Raw genomic sequence first — 18,397 nt, 5'->3', positions numbered from 1 at the left:
CATTTTTGATGCTATGTCGGTGCGTTGCGCTACGCGACAACACTACTTTTAGCTTATATAACTAGCGAACCACACCAAAATAAGCAGTCGCAGCCGCAAGTATAATTATTAAAACTCCTAATACAACGCTAACTGAAAATTCAACCGAAGTTTTCTGATTTAATTCTTTCTTGCTTTCGGTTTCCTGAGAATTACTCGAAGTAATATTGCGGGGGTTTTTGGTTTTTTCAGTAGTCATGGCTATGATAATTTACGCTTACTTATCTCTAAGTTTGCTGTAATCACCAGAAACTACATCTTGCTTGGGGACTACCAAAAAAGTTATAAAAAAAGCTTCAGTGGTATTGGTGATTTATAGAACATTTATACTAAAAAAAAGCGATCGCCTGCATTCCTCATCTAACCCAGTATTATCCCGAAAAACCACATATTGCCATTGATGTTAAAGGCGACAAGTTAAAAAACTACCTAAATCACCATCAATACCAATGTCTCTTGTACTTAAATTCTTATTTATCTTTTGCTGCTGCATGATTTTCTCTGCGGTGCTGTGGGAGCATTTAGTCGCCAACAATATTTATGCTTGCGTTTGGTCAAATGCATATATTGATTTCTTTTTCCCCGATAACTGGTATCATGGTGCCGGCAGTGGTGACACGATCAAACCAGGCTGGAGTAAAAGTAAGCTGCTGACTCTGTGGTATTTAATTATTGGTGTTTCATTCTTTTTCAGTGCTGCGTTTACCGCCTATGGCAATAAAAATTAAAAAAGTTGCTTTTTATACAATCAAATGATCTCACATTGTACAGACGCGATTCATCGCGTCTCTGACAAATGACTAATGAGGACAAACTATCGGTTACACTCATATATTGCAACCGATAACGTTTAGCCCCATGACTGGAGATTAATACCTTGGGAATAGAACTACGCAGTTTCGTATTTCTCGACAATCTGCAACCTCAACATGCAGCATATATGGGAACCGTAGCTCAAGGTTTCTTACCATTACCAGGGGATACATCGCTATGGATTGAAATTTCTCCTGGCATTGAAATTAATAAAATTACAGATATTGCTTTAAAAGCCGCCTCTGTGCGTCCTGGTGTACAGGTAGTTGAACGACTTTATGGTTTATTAGAAGTTCATTCTAGCTCCCAAGGGGAAACGCGCTCGGCTGGTCAAGCGATTTTGGCAGCTTTAGGGGTGAAAAGAGAAGATTGTATCAAACCACGGGTAGTTTCTAGCCAAATTATCCGCAATATCGATGCTTACCAGACGCAGTTAATCAATCGCACCCGCCGGGGACAGTTATTATTAGCAGGACAAACTCTGTATGTTTTAGAAGTTGAACCTGCGGCTTATGCGGCACTAGCTGCAAACGAAGCCGAAAAAGCAGCTTCGATTAATATTCTGGAGGTACAAGCTGTAGGTAGCTTTGGAAGGCTGTATTTAGGCGGACAAGAACGAGATATTCTTGCCGGTGCAGCTGGCGCATTAACCGCGATTGAAAATGTTACAGGTCGGACAAATCCCCAAAGTGGTCGTCAGGAGTAAAGGAGAGACAATGGCGAATCGAGAGCATCTAGCTTTACTCAAAGCTGGTGCGGTTCAATGGCTTGAGTGGAGAAATCAACATCCCCAGATTGAACCAGATATCAGTGGTGCAAATCTCTGTGGAGATAACCTTAGAGGTGCTAACCTACAAGGGGCAAATTTAACAAGAACCGATTTAAGTTATGCTTTGCTGGTACGCGCAAACCTGAGCGGTGCTGACTTAAGTAGTGCTAATCTCTACAGCGCCAAGCTAATTGAAGCAAATTTGAGTGCAGCTAATTTCAGCGTTGCTAATTTAAGCGGAACTAACTTAAAACAAGCGGATCTTAGCCATGCTAACCTCATAGGCTGTGATTTGAGTTGGGCAAATTTGAGCGATGCTGCGATCGCAAATGCTAATCTCATAGGTGCAGATTTAAGCAATGCTGACTTAAGAGAGGCTGATTTAGATGGCGCTAAACTCATTCGCGCTAATCTCTGTTTTGCTAATCTGATGCAGTCTAACTTAATTGCAGCTGATTTAAGCGAAGCTTATTTGCACGAAGCAGAATTAATAGAAGCTTACCTTTACAAAGCTAACCTTTATAAAGCCAATCTCACCAAAGCTCACCTTAGCGGTGCATATCTATTCCGCGCCAACCTCAGCGAAGCCGATTTGCGGGGTGCAAACTTATCTTGGACTAACCTTAAAGGCGCAAACCTCGCCGGCGCAAATCTTAGAGGTGCTAAACTCCGGGGAGCAAAACTTGACGGTGCTAATCTGCAAGAGGCGATAATGCCGTCAGATGAGGTTTGACGGTTGCGCTTTGGGGAGGACAAGAAAGACAATTGTACAGACGCGATTCATCGCGTCTCTGGGTAATCTAATAACAAAGGGTATTAGGAATTGCGGAGCAAATTATCCTATGAAGAATGCTAAAAAGCGTTGGATGACTCTTAACTTAGGTGTAGTGGCAATAATGCCAACGTTAATATTTTTAGCATTTCTCCATCGTGCTACGGCTGACGATCCGGGAAGCTGTTTTATGGTAACTTCCTCTGGGAAAACTGTCAGTTTAGGTAGCCTTTGCGGTGCAACACCTGTAGATAGTAGAGTTTTTCGCATTCCTATCAAGCGCCGTATGGGGAAAACTCCGGTTGTTGATGTCACCTTCAATCAACAACAAACTTTTGAGATGATTTTAGATACAGGTGCTAGCAGTACCCTAATAACTCAAAAAATGGCGAATGCCCTGAAACTACAGCCTACAGGGAAAATTAACGCCCAAATAGCCGATGGAACTGAAGTACAATTTGTTACTAGCCAAGTCCAAAATATTACTGTAGGTTCGGCTGTAGCTAGTAATATTGAAGTTGCGATCGCACCTAAAGCCGCGATCGGATTATTAGGTCACGATTTTTTTGAGAACTATGATATCAAGATTCTGGAAAAAGAAGTAGAATTTCGTCATCGATGATTTGGTCATTGGTCAGAGACGCGATGAATCGGAGACGGAGACGCGATGAATCGCGTCTGTACAAGAGTTAATGGTCAAGGAAGCTTTCTAAGTTGGGTACATTTACCCAGCTTGCTGCTTGATGGGATTCATGGCATAAATCCATTAATAATTGTGAGTAAACTCCTTCTCGTAGTGATGGAATTATTTGTTGCTGGCTGTAAATTCCTTGAACCCATCGATCTACTACGCGGATAAATGCGGAAATTCGCCCATCGGCGTGGTTTTGGGGAAACATTAAATCAGAGGGAATTTCGATTTCACTTAAGGCTTTACCTGGTTCGGAACCCCAAACCCGAAAACCGTGGATGTAATCTTTTTGATTTTCACTACCTAAAACTAAAGTACCGCGATCGCCATATACTTCTACCCAATGAGTTCTCGGTGCATGAACTACTGCACTAATGGTAAGCTGGCAAGGTGTACCATCGGCTAATTCTAACGTCAGCACGCAGGTATCATCTGTATTTACTGGCTTGCTTTCGCCTGTCGCGGGATCGATGCGTGTGGGAATGGCGGTGGTTAAATGGGCGCTGAGTCGGCGTACCGGGCCAAATAACCAATATATATAATCAAAGGCGTGGGAACCTAAGGAACCTAATGCACCACCTCCCTTATCTTGCGAAGAATACCAATTCCAAGGGCGAGAAGCATCTGCACGGGAAGAACCCAACCAATCAATTCTAATTAACCGCTTGTTTCCTACATAATCTGCTGATAATAGTTGAGCAAACTTTTGCCATCCTGGGACAAAGCGAAATTCAAAGTCTACAGTTGCAATTACACCTTGCTTTTGCGCTAACTGATAAAGTTCCTTCGCTTCAGTTGCGTTTAAAGCCGTCGGTTTTTCCAGTAATAAATGTTTCCCGGCTTGCAGTACTGTTTTTGCCATTTCATAGTGCAAAAACGGTGGGGTAGCGATGGTAACTGCTTGAACTACGGGTAACTTGACGATATCTGCAATTGTATCGCAGGCATGGGGGATATTATTGGATTGGGCGATCGCTCTAGCTTTATTGATATCTCGATGATAAACCGCCACCACCTCCGTTTGCGGATGTGCTTGCAATCCGGGGATGTGGACTTTCTGCCCAAATCCTGTACCAACAACCGCCACGCCTATCTTTTGTTGATTTGTTTGCAATGTAGAAACCATATGGTTGACAGATTTATCACACTATGCATCAGGGGTAAAGGAAGGAGGACAAGGAAAGGGAGATATAAATATTTCAAGTCAGCCGATGGCGAGAAAATCTCATAACCAACTATGAAAATCTTTCCTAGTCCCTAGCCCCTAGCTTTCTCATCAAGATTACAGGAAATCTTGGAGCGTTGCAAAAATTAGATCCCCGAATTAGCGATCGCCCCACCTCTACAATTTGGCATAATTCAATTTTTGCAGTTCCCGGAGTCTAAGGGTGTTACAGCATCTTCCTGTAAATAGACCACGCTGTAGGGGCACGGCATCAGTAAAATTATTGTATGTACAAAAAGATTGTCGGTGTTCCCTACGATAGATGTGGTTCAAATAGGTGAAAACTGCTGTAATGTGTTAGCAATATTTAGATGAGTACAGCAGTTTGCAAATGATCCATTGCTGCTAGCGGATTTGCACCTGGAGCTAAAATTTCATAAGGTCGCATCATTTCATTATCTTCATGGGAGAGGATGTGACAATGCCAGACGTATTCTCCGGGAAGATCGAAGGTAGCTGCAACACGAATCACTTCTCCTGGGTCGATGACAACGGTGTCTAGTATACCCGCTTCTTGGGGCGCTGCTGGCGTTGCGGCTCCCTGATATTGAATATTGCTTAATGGTGCTGTTGGTGAATACGCTCCTGTTAATGGATCGATTTGAGTTGCAGTAAAATCCTGTCGGCTGAGAAGCTGAAAACCTGCTTCATGTAAATGGATGGGATGGGAATCGCGTGTAGTATTATAAATTTCCCAAATCTCCGTATCACCCAGTTGAACGTACTCAGTAATAGGATCATGCCACATTAAAGCACCATCTCGAATAGTTCCTTGCATGGGTGTAATCCGCCCAAAAGTATCGCCAGGATTCTCAAATAAAGCTAACTGTTTAGCAATTGGTAATCCAGTTAAGGGATCTTTGACAATTTTGGTGAAATCTGGTTTTTTGGGATTTTTACTGCTTGCAACAAAAGTCTGATCGAGCCAATCAATGCCATTGTTAAATTTCTGAATAATTTTTTGATCGGTTACTAGGCCAGTATAAGTAGGCAAAGCATTAGGTTGACCCTTACCTCCCCGCAAGGTTGTTGGTAAAGGAGTATCAGCAACAGTTACCTGATTCCCAACTTTAAAAGCCATGATTTGACCTGTAGTATCTGGGTTATTGGGAATTGGTTCGCTAGTAATACCACCAGCAAAATTATTCAGAATCAGAGTCTTTCCCTGATATCCTTTAAAGTCTACAACTACATCAGCTCGTTGACCTGGCGCTAGTTCCAGATGACTAAGTTTCACTGGCTGATTGAGTAAACCTAAGTCTGTACCAATTTGATAAAAGTCTAACCCTTGTTCTAGCTTGAGGCTGTAGAAACGGGAGTCAGAACCATTCAACAGCCGGAATCTGTATTTGCGCGGTTCAACATCTAATAAAGGCCAGGCTTTACCATTAACGAGGATGACATTACCAGAACCGAACTCTGGAATCACACTGGGATTGGGTGCGGATGGCGGAAGCATCGCTTCTAACCCTGCTGCTGCTAAATCTGCGTTGGAGGCTGGATAAAATAACTGACCATCGGCTGTAAATATTTTGTCTTGAATAACTATCGGATATTCATAGTAAACATCTGGGTCTTTTTGGCGATCGCCTTGGTAATCAAAATTGACGTAATTACCTGGAAGTGAGTTTTCAATGCGAGAGGTTTTAGGATTATCTGGTATTCCCGTATCATAGTTATCTCGCAAGATATAAAAACCTGCTAACCCAGCATAGACATTGAGGCGAGTGATTCCTAAAGCGTGGTCATGATACCAAATGGTTGCTGCTTGTTGATCGTTGTCATATTTATAGGCTTGTGTTGCACCTTTATTAATAGCTAACTTTCCGCCTTGACCGGTAGAGGTAAACCAAGCATCGGGGAGTCCATCATATTTAGATTTACTTTTTCCACCATGTAAATGAGCAACTACAGGTACACCATCTTTGCTGATACTATAATTAGTGCCTGTATAAGCCCAGTGTAGGGTTGTATCTACTGGTAGTAAATGTTTTTTAGGCAGCTTGCTTTGCCAATTAATAGTGATGGGCTTACCTTTTTGCGCAACAATAGCAGGGCCGAGGTAATTTAGACCAGCTGCATCCCAAGTTGGAGCTGAAGGACTATGGTAACCCCATGTTTGCGCTAGGGGTATTCCCTCGCCTAAACCAAAGTCATGAGTACCTTGACTCATGGTGATTGTATATTTACCCTTACGCCTAGCATCAATAAAAAGCCCTGGCTGGAGTAAATTTGGTAATGGATTTGTATATTTATCAATGGTGAGTGGATTCAGTAGCGACACCATAGTAGATAACCCCTGTGTAGTTCAGATCAAACCTATAGAAAAAACCACAGCACAACCAGCTAAAACATCGATTTTAAGCATCGTTGTTTTATAGCTATATAGCGATCGCATCGCCGATGTCGTTGAGTTACAGCTATTTTCAGGTAAATAGACCAAGCTGTAGGGGCACGGCACCAGTAAAATTATTGTATGTACCAAAAGATTTTCGATGCCGTGCCCCTACTACGACAGATGTGGTTCAAATAGGTGAAAACTGCTGTAATTTGTGATCGATTAAATGTTCGGATAAACTTAGCTCTCTCTCAATATACAAGCAGCACCGAAATTAAAGAAAAATCTCACCTTCATCGCCTTTGTAGTCAATGAAGGTTCTGATTTCGAGAGTCAAAGCTTTTATGTAATTAAATCTAGGTAATAAATGTGAGGAACTTGTGAGGAGAAAAAGAATTAATAATTTGCAAAATATTTTCTGTTTGGGGAGAATGAGCGCGATCGCTATTTTAAATATATCAAGTTTTGTTAATTATTAAACAGCTAGATATGGCAAGTATTTTACAATTTGAAATAAGTATAACCGCAAAAATAATTAAATGTGTGTAGTCAGGATTTTCTCCCTGACTACACAATAGATTATCAATTTTTATATTGCCTTAATATTGTTGGGATATAGCAAGCCTCAATAGACCTCTTGCAAAAGTCCTAATTTTCTCATTCTTCTCTGCGTCTCTGCGGCTCTGCGTGAGCTTTTCCAACTCCTAATCAACACAGCGACAATATTTATGCAAGAAGTCTAATAATTAATAATTATCTATCTTCATTGTCATTTTTGTTCAAATATCAAATAGGAATGCTATATTCCCTGATTTTGAAGGAATGCGATCGCCCAAAACTATCCCACAACTGAGGGAGAAAAATCAAAGTTTTCTGACAAATCACCATCATAATTTTGTCAGCCAAAAAAAGCGATTTACGATAGAGCAGAAACTATAGCCCGATCCTGAGCTAATTTACCATCTTCCATGTGGACAATGCGATCGGCAATATCTAAAATGCGGTTGTCGTGAGTCACCATCAAAATAGTACAACCTTGCTCTTTAGCGAGTTTTTGCATCAGGTTAACTACATCTCGACCGGATTTACTATCAAGCGCTGCTGTTGGTTCATCTGCTAAGACAATTCTCGGACGACTAACTAAAGCACGCGCGATCGCAACTCGTTGTTTTTGTCCCCCTGATAAATCATCAGGATAGTAATTGAGGCGCTGTCCTAATCCAACTTGTTCTAGCATTTCCGCAGAACGAGTTTTCATTTCTTGGGGTGAAATATCCTTGTGTAATTCTAAACCCATGCGCACATTTTGCAGTGCGGTCAAACTACCATGCAAGTTATGTGCTTGGAAAATATAGCCATGACTGCGTCTAGCTTCGGTAAGTTGCGCCGCATTCGCACCGCAGAGTTCTCGACCTAATACTTGCAAACTTCCAGATTGCGCCGAACGCAAACCACCTACCAAAGTTAGCAATGTAGTTTTACCAGAACCCGAAGGCCCAGTCATAATGATAATTTCACCAGCGTTAATTTCTAAGGTGATATCAAAGAGAACTTGCTTTTTCAATTGACCTTGACCAAAGTAATGGTCGAGATTTTGCACAGAGATTACTGGATTCATGGTTGACTGTTGACTGTTGACTGTTGACTGTTGACTGTTGACTGTTGACTGTTAAAACATATCTGCGGGATCGGCTGATTGAACTTTGCGAGTAGCGATCGCGCCGGATATCATACACATGATTAGCGTCAAGATTTGGACTTGGATGGCTCTGGCTAGGGTCATGTATAGGGGTAAATTGGTGGCGTTTCTGGTGAGTGCATAAAGTCCTATGGATACGCCAAAGCCAGGAAGAAAGCCTAATATAGCCATGATTACAGCTTCTTCAAAGACAATCCCTAATAAATAGAGATTGTTATATCCCATCGCTTTGAAGGTGGCGTATTCTTTCATGTGGGCGTTGACATCTGTGGAGAGAACTTGATACACAATAATCACGCCCACCATAAAGCCCATGCCTACACCCAGGCTAAAAATAAAGCCGATCGCAGTGTTAGTTTGCCAATAATATTTTTCAAATTCAATAAATTCTTCTTTGGTTAAAACTTTAACATCTTCACCTAAGTGAGATTTTAAAGTATTCGCTGTCTGTTTGGGGTCGTAACCTGGTTGTAATTGAATTAAACCAAGGTTGAGGCTACTAGCATCGCGCCGGGGAAATAGCCGCAAAAAGTTCTGGTCGCTGGTAATTAATGTACCATCGGCAATGAAGGATGCACCGATAGAAAATAAGCCGTTAATACTGATGGTGCGGCGATCGAGTTCTGTGGTTACAGGTTTTCCTGCATTAATTTGCGCGATCGCTTGTTGATAATCTCCCCGCGCCGCGCGATCGAATAGCATGGTATCTGGTAGTTTTACCATATCTTTTTGGCGGTTCACTTCCGGCAAGTCAAATACCTGTTTATCAGGGTTAAAGCCCATCACCAGTACTGCTGTCTTTTTCTTGGTTTGGGGATTCTTCCAATCTGCAAAGTTAATATATACTCCCTCGGCTGACTTAATCCCTGGTAAATCCATTGCTTGATACAGTCGCCGTCTAGTAAAACTGGACATATTCGCCAAGTTACGCGCTTGGGGACTCACCAGCACAATATCAGCTTCCAGACTGCGGTGTATTCTGGTGTTACTGTCATACAACGCCGTCTGAAACCCTAGCTGCATAAACATGAGGACATCTGCAAAAGCAATACCCGATAGTGCAACTAATAAACGGCTTCTTTGATGACTTAATTGCAACCATCCTAAAGGTGTACGTCGCTGGAGTTGAGATATAAAGCCAATCATTGTGCAATCACCGCCTTGACTTGTAAATTGGTAAATTGGGCAGCTTTGGCGCTGGATGCAGAATCTAGCTTGACATGAACTTCCACTACTCTGGCGTCAATATTACTAGAGGGATCGGCGTTAATTACATTTTGCCGTTGTACTTGCATCCCTATCCAATCGACAGTTCCCTGCAATTCGTTGGGGAGAGAATCGCTGGTAACTTTGACAAGCTGTCCTGGCTTTACTTTATGAATATCACTTTGATACACTTCTGCCACTGCATACATCTGCTCAGTTTGACCTAATTCAACAATTCCATCATTCCCCACAGTTTCACCCGCGCGGGTATGAATCTTTAGAATTTGTCCAGATTTAGTAGCGCGAATATATGCTTGGTTAAGTTGGGCTTGAATTTTATCGACGGTAGCTTGGGCGCTGTCTACTTCCGCTTGGGCGGTGGCGATATCTGTGGGGCGAACTTCTGCGGTTTGATTAAGGGTAGCTTTGGCTTCGCTAATTTGTTGTTGTAATGTGGCGATGGTTTTGTCGCGGTTGGCTTTGGCTTCGTTAATTTGCTGTTCGAGGGTGGCGACAGTTCTAGTTTTGGTGGCTTGGCTTTCAACAAATTGCTGAGTGCTGGTTTCGGCGCTTAATCTGCGACGATCTACTTCTTGGCTGGAAATTGCACCTTCTTTGTATAAACTCTCGTAGCGTTGTACGTCAGCTTGGGCGTTGCGTTTTTCGGCGGCGACACGGGCGACGGTTGCTTGTAAGCTTTGTTGTTGTCCTTGCAATTCTGCTTCTAGACGGTTAATTGTCGCTTGCTGGGTTCTAATAGTTCCTTCCAGTTCCACTTGCAAACGATTAATAGCTGCTTGACGGGCTGCAATTTCGCCTTGCTTTGCACCAGCTTTTACCTGCGCCAGTCGAGATTTAGCCACTTGTACTTGTCTTTGCGCTTCACCCAAACTCGCCTGTAAGCGATCGCGACTATCCATAATTGCAATTATCTGTCCAACTTTCACGCGATCGCCTTCTTTCACCAACAATTGTTCTACCCGATTTCCTTCATTCGCCGTCGGTGCAGATAGTTTAATCACCTCACCATTAGGTTCTAAGCGTCCCAATGCAGTAACAGTTTTAACAACTGGTTGCATAGGCGTTGCTAGTTCTGGCTTCTTCCCTGAATCAGCCTGGAACTTAGTAACCGTATAAACACTAGCCCCGGCTGTAATTAAAGCTGTAATTATTGCCAGAATGGTAGGTGACTTAAAAATACCTTGGGAAGCCCGAAAACCTAATAAATTCCAGTTTTGCGCCATAGTATTCCCCTCTTTTGGGCGGCATCATTAAACTAAACCGTCCAGTTCAAAATTATGCTAAACTAAACCGAGTAGTTTAGTCAAGGGGCAGAGACGCGATTAATCGCGTCTGTACAATTTTCCTCCTTGTCTCCCTTTTCCCCCTCATCCCCCAATCCCCAGTAAGATGGTTATAAGCAAAATTGATAGACACATGGCACGGATCAAAGTTGACGAAGTAGAAAAAGAGAATTCCCTTGATAAAGTGGAACAAATTCTGCAAGGGGCGATGCAGGAGTTCCTGAAAAATGGCTATGCTGGCACAAGTATGGATAAAGTGGCAGTAGCTGCGGGTGTATCGAAAGCCACAGTTTACAGCCACTTTCAAGATAAAGAAGGACTGTTTAAGGTATTAGTAGAAAAACTGGCAGGTAAGAAATTTAATTCTATATTTGGTACACAACCTCCAGAGGGAGATCCAACAATTGTTCTGCCTCAATTAGCAACCAAAGCATTAGAGTTAATGGCTATAGACCAAGAACATTCAGCATTGATGCGTGTAATTATTGGCGAGTCTGGTCGTTTTCCGGAGTTAGCCCAGATTTGTGTCCGTGCCATGATTAAACCAGTGACAGAAACCCTCACTCAATATATTGCTAGTCATCCAGAATTGAACATCGATGACCCAGAAGCACTTGCAAGAATTCTTTTAGGAACAATAGTTCATTATCATATTGTTCAAGATGTCTTGCATGGTAAAGATATTTTACCAATGGAGAGCGATCGCTTAATTAACACCATGACAAACTTAATTATTAATAATGCTCAGACTAATTCGTAATTCATCATACGAAGATACATTTGTATTGTTGGGGTTTCCTGGGTTTCCCCTAGCTGGCGTGTCTGGCTCAATACACTGATTTTAATTTTTGGGTCTATATTTAGTTCCAGTTTTGTCAAATCAATGTTGAGGATCTTAGGAAAAACCCTGCGATCGCCACGAGTTATATTTGTTATTCTATGTGGATAATTTATCTTATTTTGCTTCGCCTCACAACCTAGACCGAATCCTAACTGTTGATTGTTTGGACAACGATGTAACAACTGATAAATGCCAAAAGCAACACTAACAGAGACAACAATTCCTAGCACTATGCCTGTTCTGCGTCGCCAATTAGGCTTTGGATAATTATCTGTAGCCTCTTTTGCTATTTCATCAGTCAATAATTGCAATTTCTGCTGTACCGATATTTCATTAGGGTCTATTTCTAAAATGCTTTCATACTGTTGCTTTGCAGAGGCAAATTCTTTTTGTTTTCTTAAATTATCCCCGTATCTTTCCAGGACATGTAAAAGTTTATCTTGATTGCGTATTGGATCAAATTGATAAGCTCTTATATAAAGTTCTAGCGCTGACTCGAAATTTTCTGCCTCTAAATATTCCTTAGCAAGATTTAATATAGTACTAAATTGATTGGAGTCTTCTCCCAATATTCGTTCATAATTATCTATTGAATCTTCATGTACTGTGTTTGCTTTTTCAGAGATGAGATTTACTTGTTTTTTTCCTAAAGTTTTAATTTCTGTATCAAGGCGGTGTCTTTGCAGCAGCCATAAGCGGACGATTTCAATTTTTACCCGATGTCCTTTCTCATCTAAAAAACCCTTTTCAACTAATAATTTAGCTGCTTGAACTAGTTCTTTTGTCTGGACAATTCCATAGTTGTTTAGCAGTGTAAATGGCTCTTCTGGAATTGCTTGGTTTTGTAAAATTGCTAACTCTTGTGCTTCTGCTACGGCTGAAAAAACTACTTGCTCTATAATAGATATACCATCCCAGAACCATGCTAAACCAGCTTCTGCACTTTCAATCGCTTTATCTACAATTGCCTCGACATCTTCACGAGTAACTTGCCATTTTTCTTCAGCCCTTGCTTGGACAAAAATATTAAAGCAAATTACTTGAATAAAATATGGATGACCTGCTGTCAAATTATAAATTTCATCAATAGCATTTTGTTCATAATTTAGGAAATCCTGAGCAGGTTGAGTAATTAACCGACTAGCATCTTCAACATCTAATAACCCAATTTCTTGGTATGGTGCATGATTAAATATATTTAATAAATTCGGCATATCTGCTGATTGCCGACCGACACAAAGAATAATAAATAATTGATTATCTGGTAGCTCTATGATAGAGCGTAAATAAGGAAAAAAATGTTCAACTGCTGCATCAGGAGTATCGTTGTTTAAAGCATCAAATTCATCCAGCAACAATACTAACTTTTTATCTTTTAATTCCTGATAAACTTGGGGTAAGAATTGATTTGAGAATATATATGGATCTGTTTCTAAATCTGTGATATCAGGTATGGATATCTTATCTAAATCAAATTCTAGTTGTTCAATAATTTCTGTGGCGATCGCATCTAAAATACTACTCAGAGGTTTTCGGCTGTGGTATTCCAAATCGAAAAAAACAAAGATAAAATCTTCTGGTGGGCTAAAATTAGGGATATTGCGGAGTACTGAAGACTTACCAATACGTCTTTGACCATGCAACAAAATAACTTTTACATCCTGCTTCAGGTTTTCTTCAATAAAGTTAAACAAGCTTTCTCTACCGAACAACAGTTGAGATTCATCGATTGGACGACCAATAACGTAAGGATTTCTCCGAGAAGTTGAATGTGTCATATTTAATCCCAATCTACTAAGCTAGTAGTTGCTTTATACTGAAATAAGTGTCATTTTAAAAACTTAAATTGACCTTGTTGAACTTGAATAAGGATGGGTTGACTCTGGCGCTCATGGTCTTGAAATTCAAGTTTATCACCGGAGGTTTCACCAGATGAAAGATTTACCTGCGGGAGTTTTTGCAGAATTGTGGAGCGTGAGGGATTTGTGGATAAAGCTTTAATAAAAGCTTGAGTTACATCATAGCTAGCTGCGGTGTTACTGCTAATATCTCCTCCCCATTGTCGTTTTCCTGCTTGTGCAAATCTTTTTGATTGTGGTGCCTCCCTAAACCAAGGTACACTTAAAATCAAGCCCTCAAAAGCGGTTACCTTACTAAATTTATCAACATATAGAACATCTGAACTTAACAACTTTAACCTTTGGGGGCTAGGTTTTAAATTAGCATTGGCTCTAACAATTTGTTCTGCCACAGCAACATGATTTGAGTCTGGAATTAATACGGCTGCCTGTGCCTGTTGAGATATACTGTCTCTAACTTCTTTTTCTGCATCCAGGCTGCCAGCCGCCAAATCAATAGGATTACCAACTATTATACCCCCTAGTTGTTCAAAATTTGTGATAAATTGCTCTTTGAGACTAAGGCTAAAGATGCTGTTAGGATTCCAGAAAATTACAACTTTTTTTAAGCCATTGTTCCAGGCATATTCAGCTAGTTGTTTTCCAACTTCTCTGTCAGAAGCAGTAGCCCTAAAAAAAACATCGGACTTCAATTTTGTACTCGAGCTGGTAGGAGAGATTACGGGTAAGGCTGGGTTAGGTTTTTGATATATAGGTAGTGCCTTCTCAGTAGAGTCACTCGTATAATGTCCAATCACTCCTAATATGGAAGAGTCTTGAGCTAGGGAACTAGCCACTTGTTCCGACATTTTACCGTTAGCATCATTGGCAATGACAATTTCCAGTAATCGACCATTTAATCCACCATTAGCATTGAACTCATTTTGTGCTTGTGCCACACCTCGCAATATTTCTTGAGCTTTGTCTTTTGCATTCTCTACTGGCACAACTGCTGCTAAGGTGTTGGGGTAACCTTGTTGACGGGCTAGAGCATTGTTATAGTAAATCAGGACTTCTGGATCGTTGCGATTTTCTGTCACAGCGATTTTAAACCATTCGGCAGCTTTGGAGTAATTGCGTGCGTTAAATGCTTTAATACCCTCATCACGAGCGTTGTTGCGATCGCTAAAAAATAAAGCACGTTCACCACGACTTATATAATTTTTAATGTCTGGAGAATTTGGAGGAATTGCAGTAGGTGTTTGAGTAGGGATTTTAGGAATATTATCAATTGACGACTTATAACAAGAGCCAAAAATAACACAAAGAAAGAGAAAACTTACTCCTGCTCCTGCTAAAGCTATTTTTTTCCTGCTTTCCGCTAGAAGAGAAGATGTACTTGCTATTTCATCTTCCAATGATTGCAGTTTCCCCCTTATTAATATTTGATCTGGTTTTATTTCTAAAATTTTTTGATATTGTTGCTTTGCTTTCTCGAATTTTCTTTGCTGCTTTAATCTATCCCCGTATCTTTCTAGAGCATCCAATAACTTTTCTTGACTGCTGGTTGGATCAACGTTATAGGCTCGTTTGGCAAATTCTACTGCTTTATCTAAATTTTCCCTATTCAAATATATATCAGTCAAAGCTAATAGAGTGCTGACGTGATTAGAATCTAATTCCAGAATCTGCCCATAAAGTTTGACTGCTTCGTCTTGAGAGCCTTGTTGATCCAGGTTGCTTGCTTGTGTGAATTTAGAATTAATTTGCAGTTTTTTTATGTTATCAGATTCTTCATTTAATGTGTGTTTTTTCAATAACCAAAGGCGAACAAATTCTATTTTTACTTGTCTTTTTGTCTCATCTAATAAACCTTTTTCAAATAGCTGCTCGACTGCTTGATCTATTTCATCTGTTTGAGATATACCATAATGTCTTAACAATTCTAATGGCTTATCCGGCAGCGTTTTTTGATGTTTCTTGGCTATTTCCTTAGACTCCGCTACAGATAAGAAAACTACTTGCTCTACCATTGGTAGACCCTGCCAAAACCATGCCAATCCTGCTTCTGCCTTGTCAATTGCTTCATCTATGATCTCCTCTACATCTTGACTAGTAATTTTCCGATTATTTTTATTCTTTGCTTGTGTAAAAATAGTAAAACAAATAACTTGGATAAAATAAGGATGTCCTGCGCTTAAGCTAATAATTCTGTCAATCGCATCTTCTTCGTACTCTAGTGAACCTATAGCTGGTTTGGTAATTAGCCTTCTAGCACTATCATTATCCAGCAACCCAATTTTTTGATAAGGCGCATTCTTAAACAAGCTCTTTAATTGCTGTAAAGTAGATGGATGTCGTCCCACTACTGGAATAATAAATAATCTTTCTTGTTTCTTGAGAAGCTCGTTTAAAAGTGGTAAACGCTCCCGATCTGAATTTGCTTGCTCAATAACAACATCAAACTCATCTAGTAACAAAACCAGTTTTTTATTTTCTAATCTTCGATAAACCCGTGGTAAAAAACGTCTGCCGAAGATTGTTGGATCTTTATCTAACTTCTCAATATTCGGCTCACGTAGGTCATTAAGTTCCAGGTGTTCGATAATTTCTTTGGCAAGGCTGTTGAGAATTGTACCCAAGGTTTTTGTACTTTTGTCCTGAAGATCGCATATCACAAATCGCCAGTCATTTGCACGCAAAAATTTATGCATTAGTCGGAGTACAGATGACTTGCCTATACGTCTTTGACCGTGTAAAACGATAATTTTTACATCTTGGTTTAGGTTATCTTCAATAATGTCAAACAGACTTCTCCTGCCAAAAAATTTCTCCTCTTCATCTATGGCATTACCTATAATATAGGGATTATTTTTCCACTCTCCGGCATTAGCCATGACTATGCTCCTAGATTCCAGTTAATCAAGCCTTTTATGGCTCCTTTTGGTAAAGCGGCTGAGATTTTACCAAACCATTCAAGGATAGTGGGTATCTCATCTTTATGCTGCCATAACCATTGACTATCTGTGGTAAATTTCTCTAGTTGCTGATGACTCATCAGATTGAGAAACACTTTTTTTCGTTGTTGCAGTGCAGTTTCATTAGTATTCCAAATCTCCTGAATTACCCACCGCTCCATAATTGATGATGTGAACGAGTATTCTCTGATTTCTGCTTGCCCATTAGTATTTTTTGTGCGGGTAATTACACCTTGTTCTTCTAAGTTGGTTAACTCTCGCACCTTTTGAGTAAAGATGAGGTCAATGTCACTCATGTCAAATTTAATCTTTTTATGCAGACGACCTTTTAACCCAGATAAAGCCATTAGCATCAACAAAGTCTGCTCTACTTCCGAACACCTGTCCCAAATATTTTGAAAAATCTGTTTGGTATCGCTTTCAAAGTTTTGGGCAAATGCTGTTACATCTAGTATTGTTCCCTCTCCCTTTTTTACCTCTCTGTAGAGAAGAGAACAGGCTATTTGTAAAAGAGTTGGATGTCCACCAGTAATTTCTCTAATTGCTTCCTTTAATTGCGGCTCTATTGATAAGTTTGCGTGTTGTAGTAATTGGTCAAAATCATGGTTAGTAAAGGGCTTGAGCGATTGGAACAGATAATGGTTGTACCACGGGGAAGCGTTGGGATTGAGCTTAGGCCCAATTTCGTTGAGACGCTTGAGTGAGGTAACAATTATCGCCAGATGCTTTCTTTCTCGAGCGTGATAAGCTAAACTGCGACACTCACTCAAGAAAGTTTCCATATCAGCTTCGGTATATTGCTCATTTGGGTAGAGTGCAGCGTCATAGTCATCTAATAGCAGCACCAAAAATTTTTTTTGCTGACCTAGCTTTTGTAATACCTGACGTAAACTATCTTTAGTTGTTTGTCCTGCTGCCAATAATTTCTCAATATCAGCCTGTAAATTAGGTTCATTGTGCAACTCATCTTTGAGTATGGTTAAGACTTCTCGCCAGAAGTTAAGCGCATTAAAAGGCTGAATAGTCTGGCAACTCAAAAGAACTATAACAGCTTTGGAAGATTGTCCTGGAAATTCTTCCCAGTATTGAGGTGCAGCCAGTTTTTCTAGGAAGGAAGATTTCCCCATTCCTGGCCCACCCCAAATCGCCAAGCTACCGTGGTTATAGATTTGATCGAGTGCAGCTGAAATTTCAGTTGTTCGCCCAACGAATTTTTCTGGTGAAACTGGCTGACCAACAGTGAAGGGATTGTTTGGCATTGGGACTATCATAAGCTTGTAGCGGTTTTGTTAATGTTTGAGTATCTTTCACACAGAAGTGTCAGGCGTTCTTAATATTTGTTTATCGATTGCGGGTCGTTGAGCAAGTGGACTTTTGTATTTCGCGCCGATTGCTCTTTGATCAATCTAGTACTTACCTAATTGCTAAAAAAGCTACTGCTTAACATGAATACACTACTTTCTGAGGATAATCATAATTTAGCGAGAATTAAAACCTATTTTTTGCTAATTATCTTAAGTATATACACTGTAGCTCAAATTATTGAATTTTGATTCTTCATAATAACTAAAAATAAAATTAAGTATGATCACGGCTTTGCTGGGCGCACTTAATGAGATCAAGGTTAAAGCTTGGGCGATCGCATTGCTGCCAAGTCAAAGTAAAAATTTTTGCCCAAAGAATATAGGATGATGAAATTAACAAGATTTAGGCTTTAGTTCGGTGGTGTTAAATTCAATACCGACAATAAACAATCTCCCATGATTTCATCTTTCCCAAGATGCGATCGCATATTTGCAATCACCCCAACAGCGAAGAAAGATGAGGGGATACAGACACGACAAATGACAAATGACAACTAACTAATAAAAAAATTGCCCCCTG

The 18,397-nt window shown here is 40.4% G+C and carries 14 protein-coding genes; 5 read left to right on the top strand and 9 right to left on the bottom strand.

The annotated features are described in order from the left end of the window. Nucleotides 1-61: 61 nt before the first annotated feature. The gene (locus AACW45_RS35835; protein WP_190550346.1) at nucleotides 62-238 is read right to left on the bottom strand and encodes a hypothetical protein; all 177 of its coding nucleotides are present in this window, start codon (nucleotides 236-238) and stop codon (nucleotides 62-64) included. Nucleotides 239-488: 250 nt separating this feature from the next. Here AACW45_RS35835 and AACW45_RS35830 point away from each other — a divergent pair, with 250 nt between their 5' ends. From AACW45_RS35830 to AACW45_RS35815, 4 genes are all read left to right on the top strand, one after another. After that, nucleotides 489-767, top strand: a complete 279-nt coding sequence (locus AACW45_RS35830) for a hypothetical protein (RefSeq protein ID WP_190630489.1) — start codon at nucleotides 489-491, stop codon at nucleotides 765-767. A 149-nt stretch (nucleotides 768-916) separates the two neighbouring features. Then, nucleotides 917-1,558 carry a hypothetical protein gene (locus AACW45_RS35825; protein ID WP_190630487.1) on the top strand — a complete coding sequence of 214 codons (642 nt, stop codon included), beginning with the start codon at nucleotides 917-919 and terminating at the stop codon, nucleotides 1,556-1,558. A 10-nt stretch (nucleotides 1,559-1,568) separates the two neighbouring features. Further along, the gene (locus AACW45_RS35820; RefSeq protein WP_190630486.1) at nucleotides 1,569-2,354 is read left to right on the top strand and encodes a pentapeptide repeat-containing protein; all 786 of its coding nucleotides are present in this window, start codon (nucleotides 1,569-1,571) and stop codon (nucleotides 2,352-2,354) included. A gap of 109 nt (nucleotides 2,355-2,463) precedes the next feature. Continuing rightward, nucleotides 2,464-3,015: a retropepsin-like aspartic protease family protein gene (locus AACW45_RS35815; RefSeq protein ID WP_190630484.1), complete on the top strand. Its 552-nt coding sequence runs from the start codon at nucleotides 2,464-2,466 to the stop codon at nucleotides 3,013-3,015. A 67-nt stretch (nucleotides 3,016-3,082) separates the two neighbouring features. Here the strand turns inward: AACW45_RS35815 and AACW45_RS35810 are convergent, their stop codons facing one another. From AACW45_RS35810 to AACW45_RS35790, 5 genes are all read right to left on the bottom strand, one after another. Beyond that, complete coding sequence (locus AACW45_RS35810) at nucleotides 3,083-4,210, bottom strand: Gfo/Idh/MocA family protein (protein WP_190630481.1); 1,128 nt, start codon at nucleotides 4,208-4,210, stop codon at nucleotides 3,083-3,085. A gap of 406 nt (nucleotides 4,211-4,616) precedes the next feature. After that, nucleotides 4,617-6,596, bottom strand: a complete 1,980-nt coding sequence (locus tag AACW45_RS35805) for a multicopper oxidase family protein (RefSeq protein ID WP_190630479.1) — start codon at nucleotides 6,594-6,596, stop codon at nucleotides 4,617-4,619. Between the two features lie 967 nt (nucleotides 6,597-7,563). Further along, nucleotides 7,564-8,265: a DevA family ABC transporter ATP-binding protein gene (locus AACW45_RS35800; protein ID WP_190630478.1), complete on the bottom strand. Its 702-nt coding sequence runs from the start codon at nucleotides 8,263-8,265 to the stop codon at nucleotides 7,564-7,566. A 51-nt stretch (nucleotides 8,266-8,316) separates the two neighbouring features. Then, a complete protein-coding gene (gene devC / locus AACW45_RS35795; RefSeq protein WP_190630476.1) occupies nucleotides 8,317-9,492 on the bottom strand; it encodes an ABC transporter permease DevC in 1,176 nt (391 codons plus the stop codon). Continuing rightward, the gene (locus AACW45_RS35790) at nucleotides 9,489-10,796 is read right to left on the bottom strand and encodes an ABC exporter membrane fusion protein (RefSeq protein ID WP_190630474.1); all 1,308 of its coding nucleotides are present in this window, start codon (nucleotides 10,794-10,796) and stop codon (nucleotides 9,489-9,491) included. Before AACW45_RS35790 ends, devC begins: the two co-directional genes overlap by 4 nt. A 193-nt stretch (nucleotides 10,797-10,989) precedes the next feature. On the opposite strand from AACW45_RS35790, the gene AACW45_RS35785 reads away from it, so the two are divergent. Then, entirely contained in the window at nucleotides 10,990-11,616 is a 627-nt protein-coding gene (locus tag AACW45_RS35785; RefSeq protein WP_190630472.1) for a TetR/AcrR family transcriptional regulator, read from the top strand. Here the strand turns inward: AACW45_RS35785 and AACW45_RS35780 are convergent. From AACW45_RS35780 to AACW45_RS35770, 3 genes are read right to left on the bottom strand one after another with little or no spacing between them, the layout of a single operon-like run. Beyond that, entirely contained in the window at nucleotides 11,601-13,475 is a 1,875-nt protein-coding gene (locus AACW45_RS35780; protein WP_190630471.1) for an AAA family ATPase, read from the bottom strand. The genes AACW45_RS35785 and AACW45_RS35780 overlap by 16 nt on opposite strands. A gap of 50 nt (nucleotides 13,476-13,525) precedes the next feature. Continuing rightward, entirely contained in the window at nucleotides 13,526-16,432 is a 2,907-nt protein-coding gene (locus AACW45_RS35775) for an ABC transporter substrate-binding protein (RefSeq protein WP_190630468.1), read from the bottom strand. A gap of 2 nt (nucleotides 16,433-16,434) precedes the next feature. Beyond that, complete coding sequence (locus AACW45_RS35770) at nucleotides 16,435-17,772, bottom strand: AAA-like domain-containing protein (protein ID WP_190630678.1); 1,338 nt, start codon at nucleotides 17,770-17,772, stop codon at nucleotides 16,435-16,437. Between the last annotated feature and the right edge of the window lie 625 nt (nucleotides 17,773-18,397).

Source organism: Calothrix sp. FACHB-168 (assembly GCF_963889195.1).
In the GTDB taxonomy this organism is placed as follows: Bacteria; Cyanobacteriota; Cyanobacteriia; order Cyanobacteriales; family Nostocaceae; genus Aulosira; species Aulosira anomala_A.
This window is presented reverse-complemented; position numbering and strand designations above follow the sequence as displayed.

Excerpts from the sequence above, each read along its gene's own strand:
- AACW45_RS35785 (WP_190630472.1), top strand. The coding sequence starts at position 10,990 with ATGGCACGGATCAAAGTTGACGAAGTAGAAAAAGAGAATTCCCTTGAT.
- AACW45_RS35810 (WP_190630481.1), bottom strand. The coding sequence starts at position 4,210 with ATGGTTTCTACATTGCAAACAAATCAACAAAAGATAGGCGTGGCGGTT.
- AACW45_RS35835 (WP_190550346.1), bottom strand. The coding sequence starts at position 238 with ATGACTACTGAAAAAACCAAAAACCCCCGCAATATTACTTCGAGTAAT.
- AACW45_RS35815 (WP_190630484.1), top strand. The coding sequence starts at position 2,464 with ATGAAGAATGCTAAAAAGCGTTGGATGACTCTTAACTTAGGTGTAGTG.
- AACW45_RS35780 (WP_190630471.1), bottom strand. The coding sequence starts at position 13,475 with ATGACACATTCAACTTCTCGGAGAAATCCTTACGTTATTGGTCGTCCA.
- AACW45_RS35770 (WP_190630678.1), bottom strand. The coding sequence starts at position 17,772 with ATGCCAAACAATCCCTTCACTGTTGGTCAGCCAGTTTCACCAGAAAAA.
- AACW45_RS35805 (WP_190630479.1), bottom strand. The coding sequence starts at position 6,596 with ATGGTGTCGCTACTGAATCCACTCACCATTGATAAATATACAAATCCA.
- AACW45_RS35790 (WP_190630474.1), bottom strand. The coding sequence starts at position 10,796 with ATGGCGCAAAACTGGAATTTATTAGGTTTTCGGGCTTCCCAAGGTATT.
- AACW45_RS35800 (WP_190630478.1), bottom strand. The coding sequence starts at position 8,265 with ATGAATCCAGTAATCTCTGTGCAAAATCTCGACCATTACTTTGGTCAA.
- devC (WP_190630476.1), bottom strand. The coding sequence starts at position 9,492 with ATGATTGGCTTTATATCTCAACTCCAGCGACGTACACCTTTAGGATGG.
- AACW45_RS35775 (WP_190630468.1), bottom strand. The coding sequence starts at position 16,432 with ATGGCTAATGCCGGAGAGTGGAAAAATAATCCCTATATTATAGGTAAT.
- AACW45_RS35820 (WP_190630486.1), top strand. The coding sequence starts at position 1,569 with ATGGCGAATCGAGAGCATCTAGCTTTACTCAAAGCTGGTGCGGTTCAA.
- AACW45_RS35830 (WP_190630489.1), top strand. The coding sequence starts at position 489 with ATGTCTCTTGTACTTAAATTCTTATTTATCTTTTGCTGCTGCATGATT.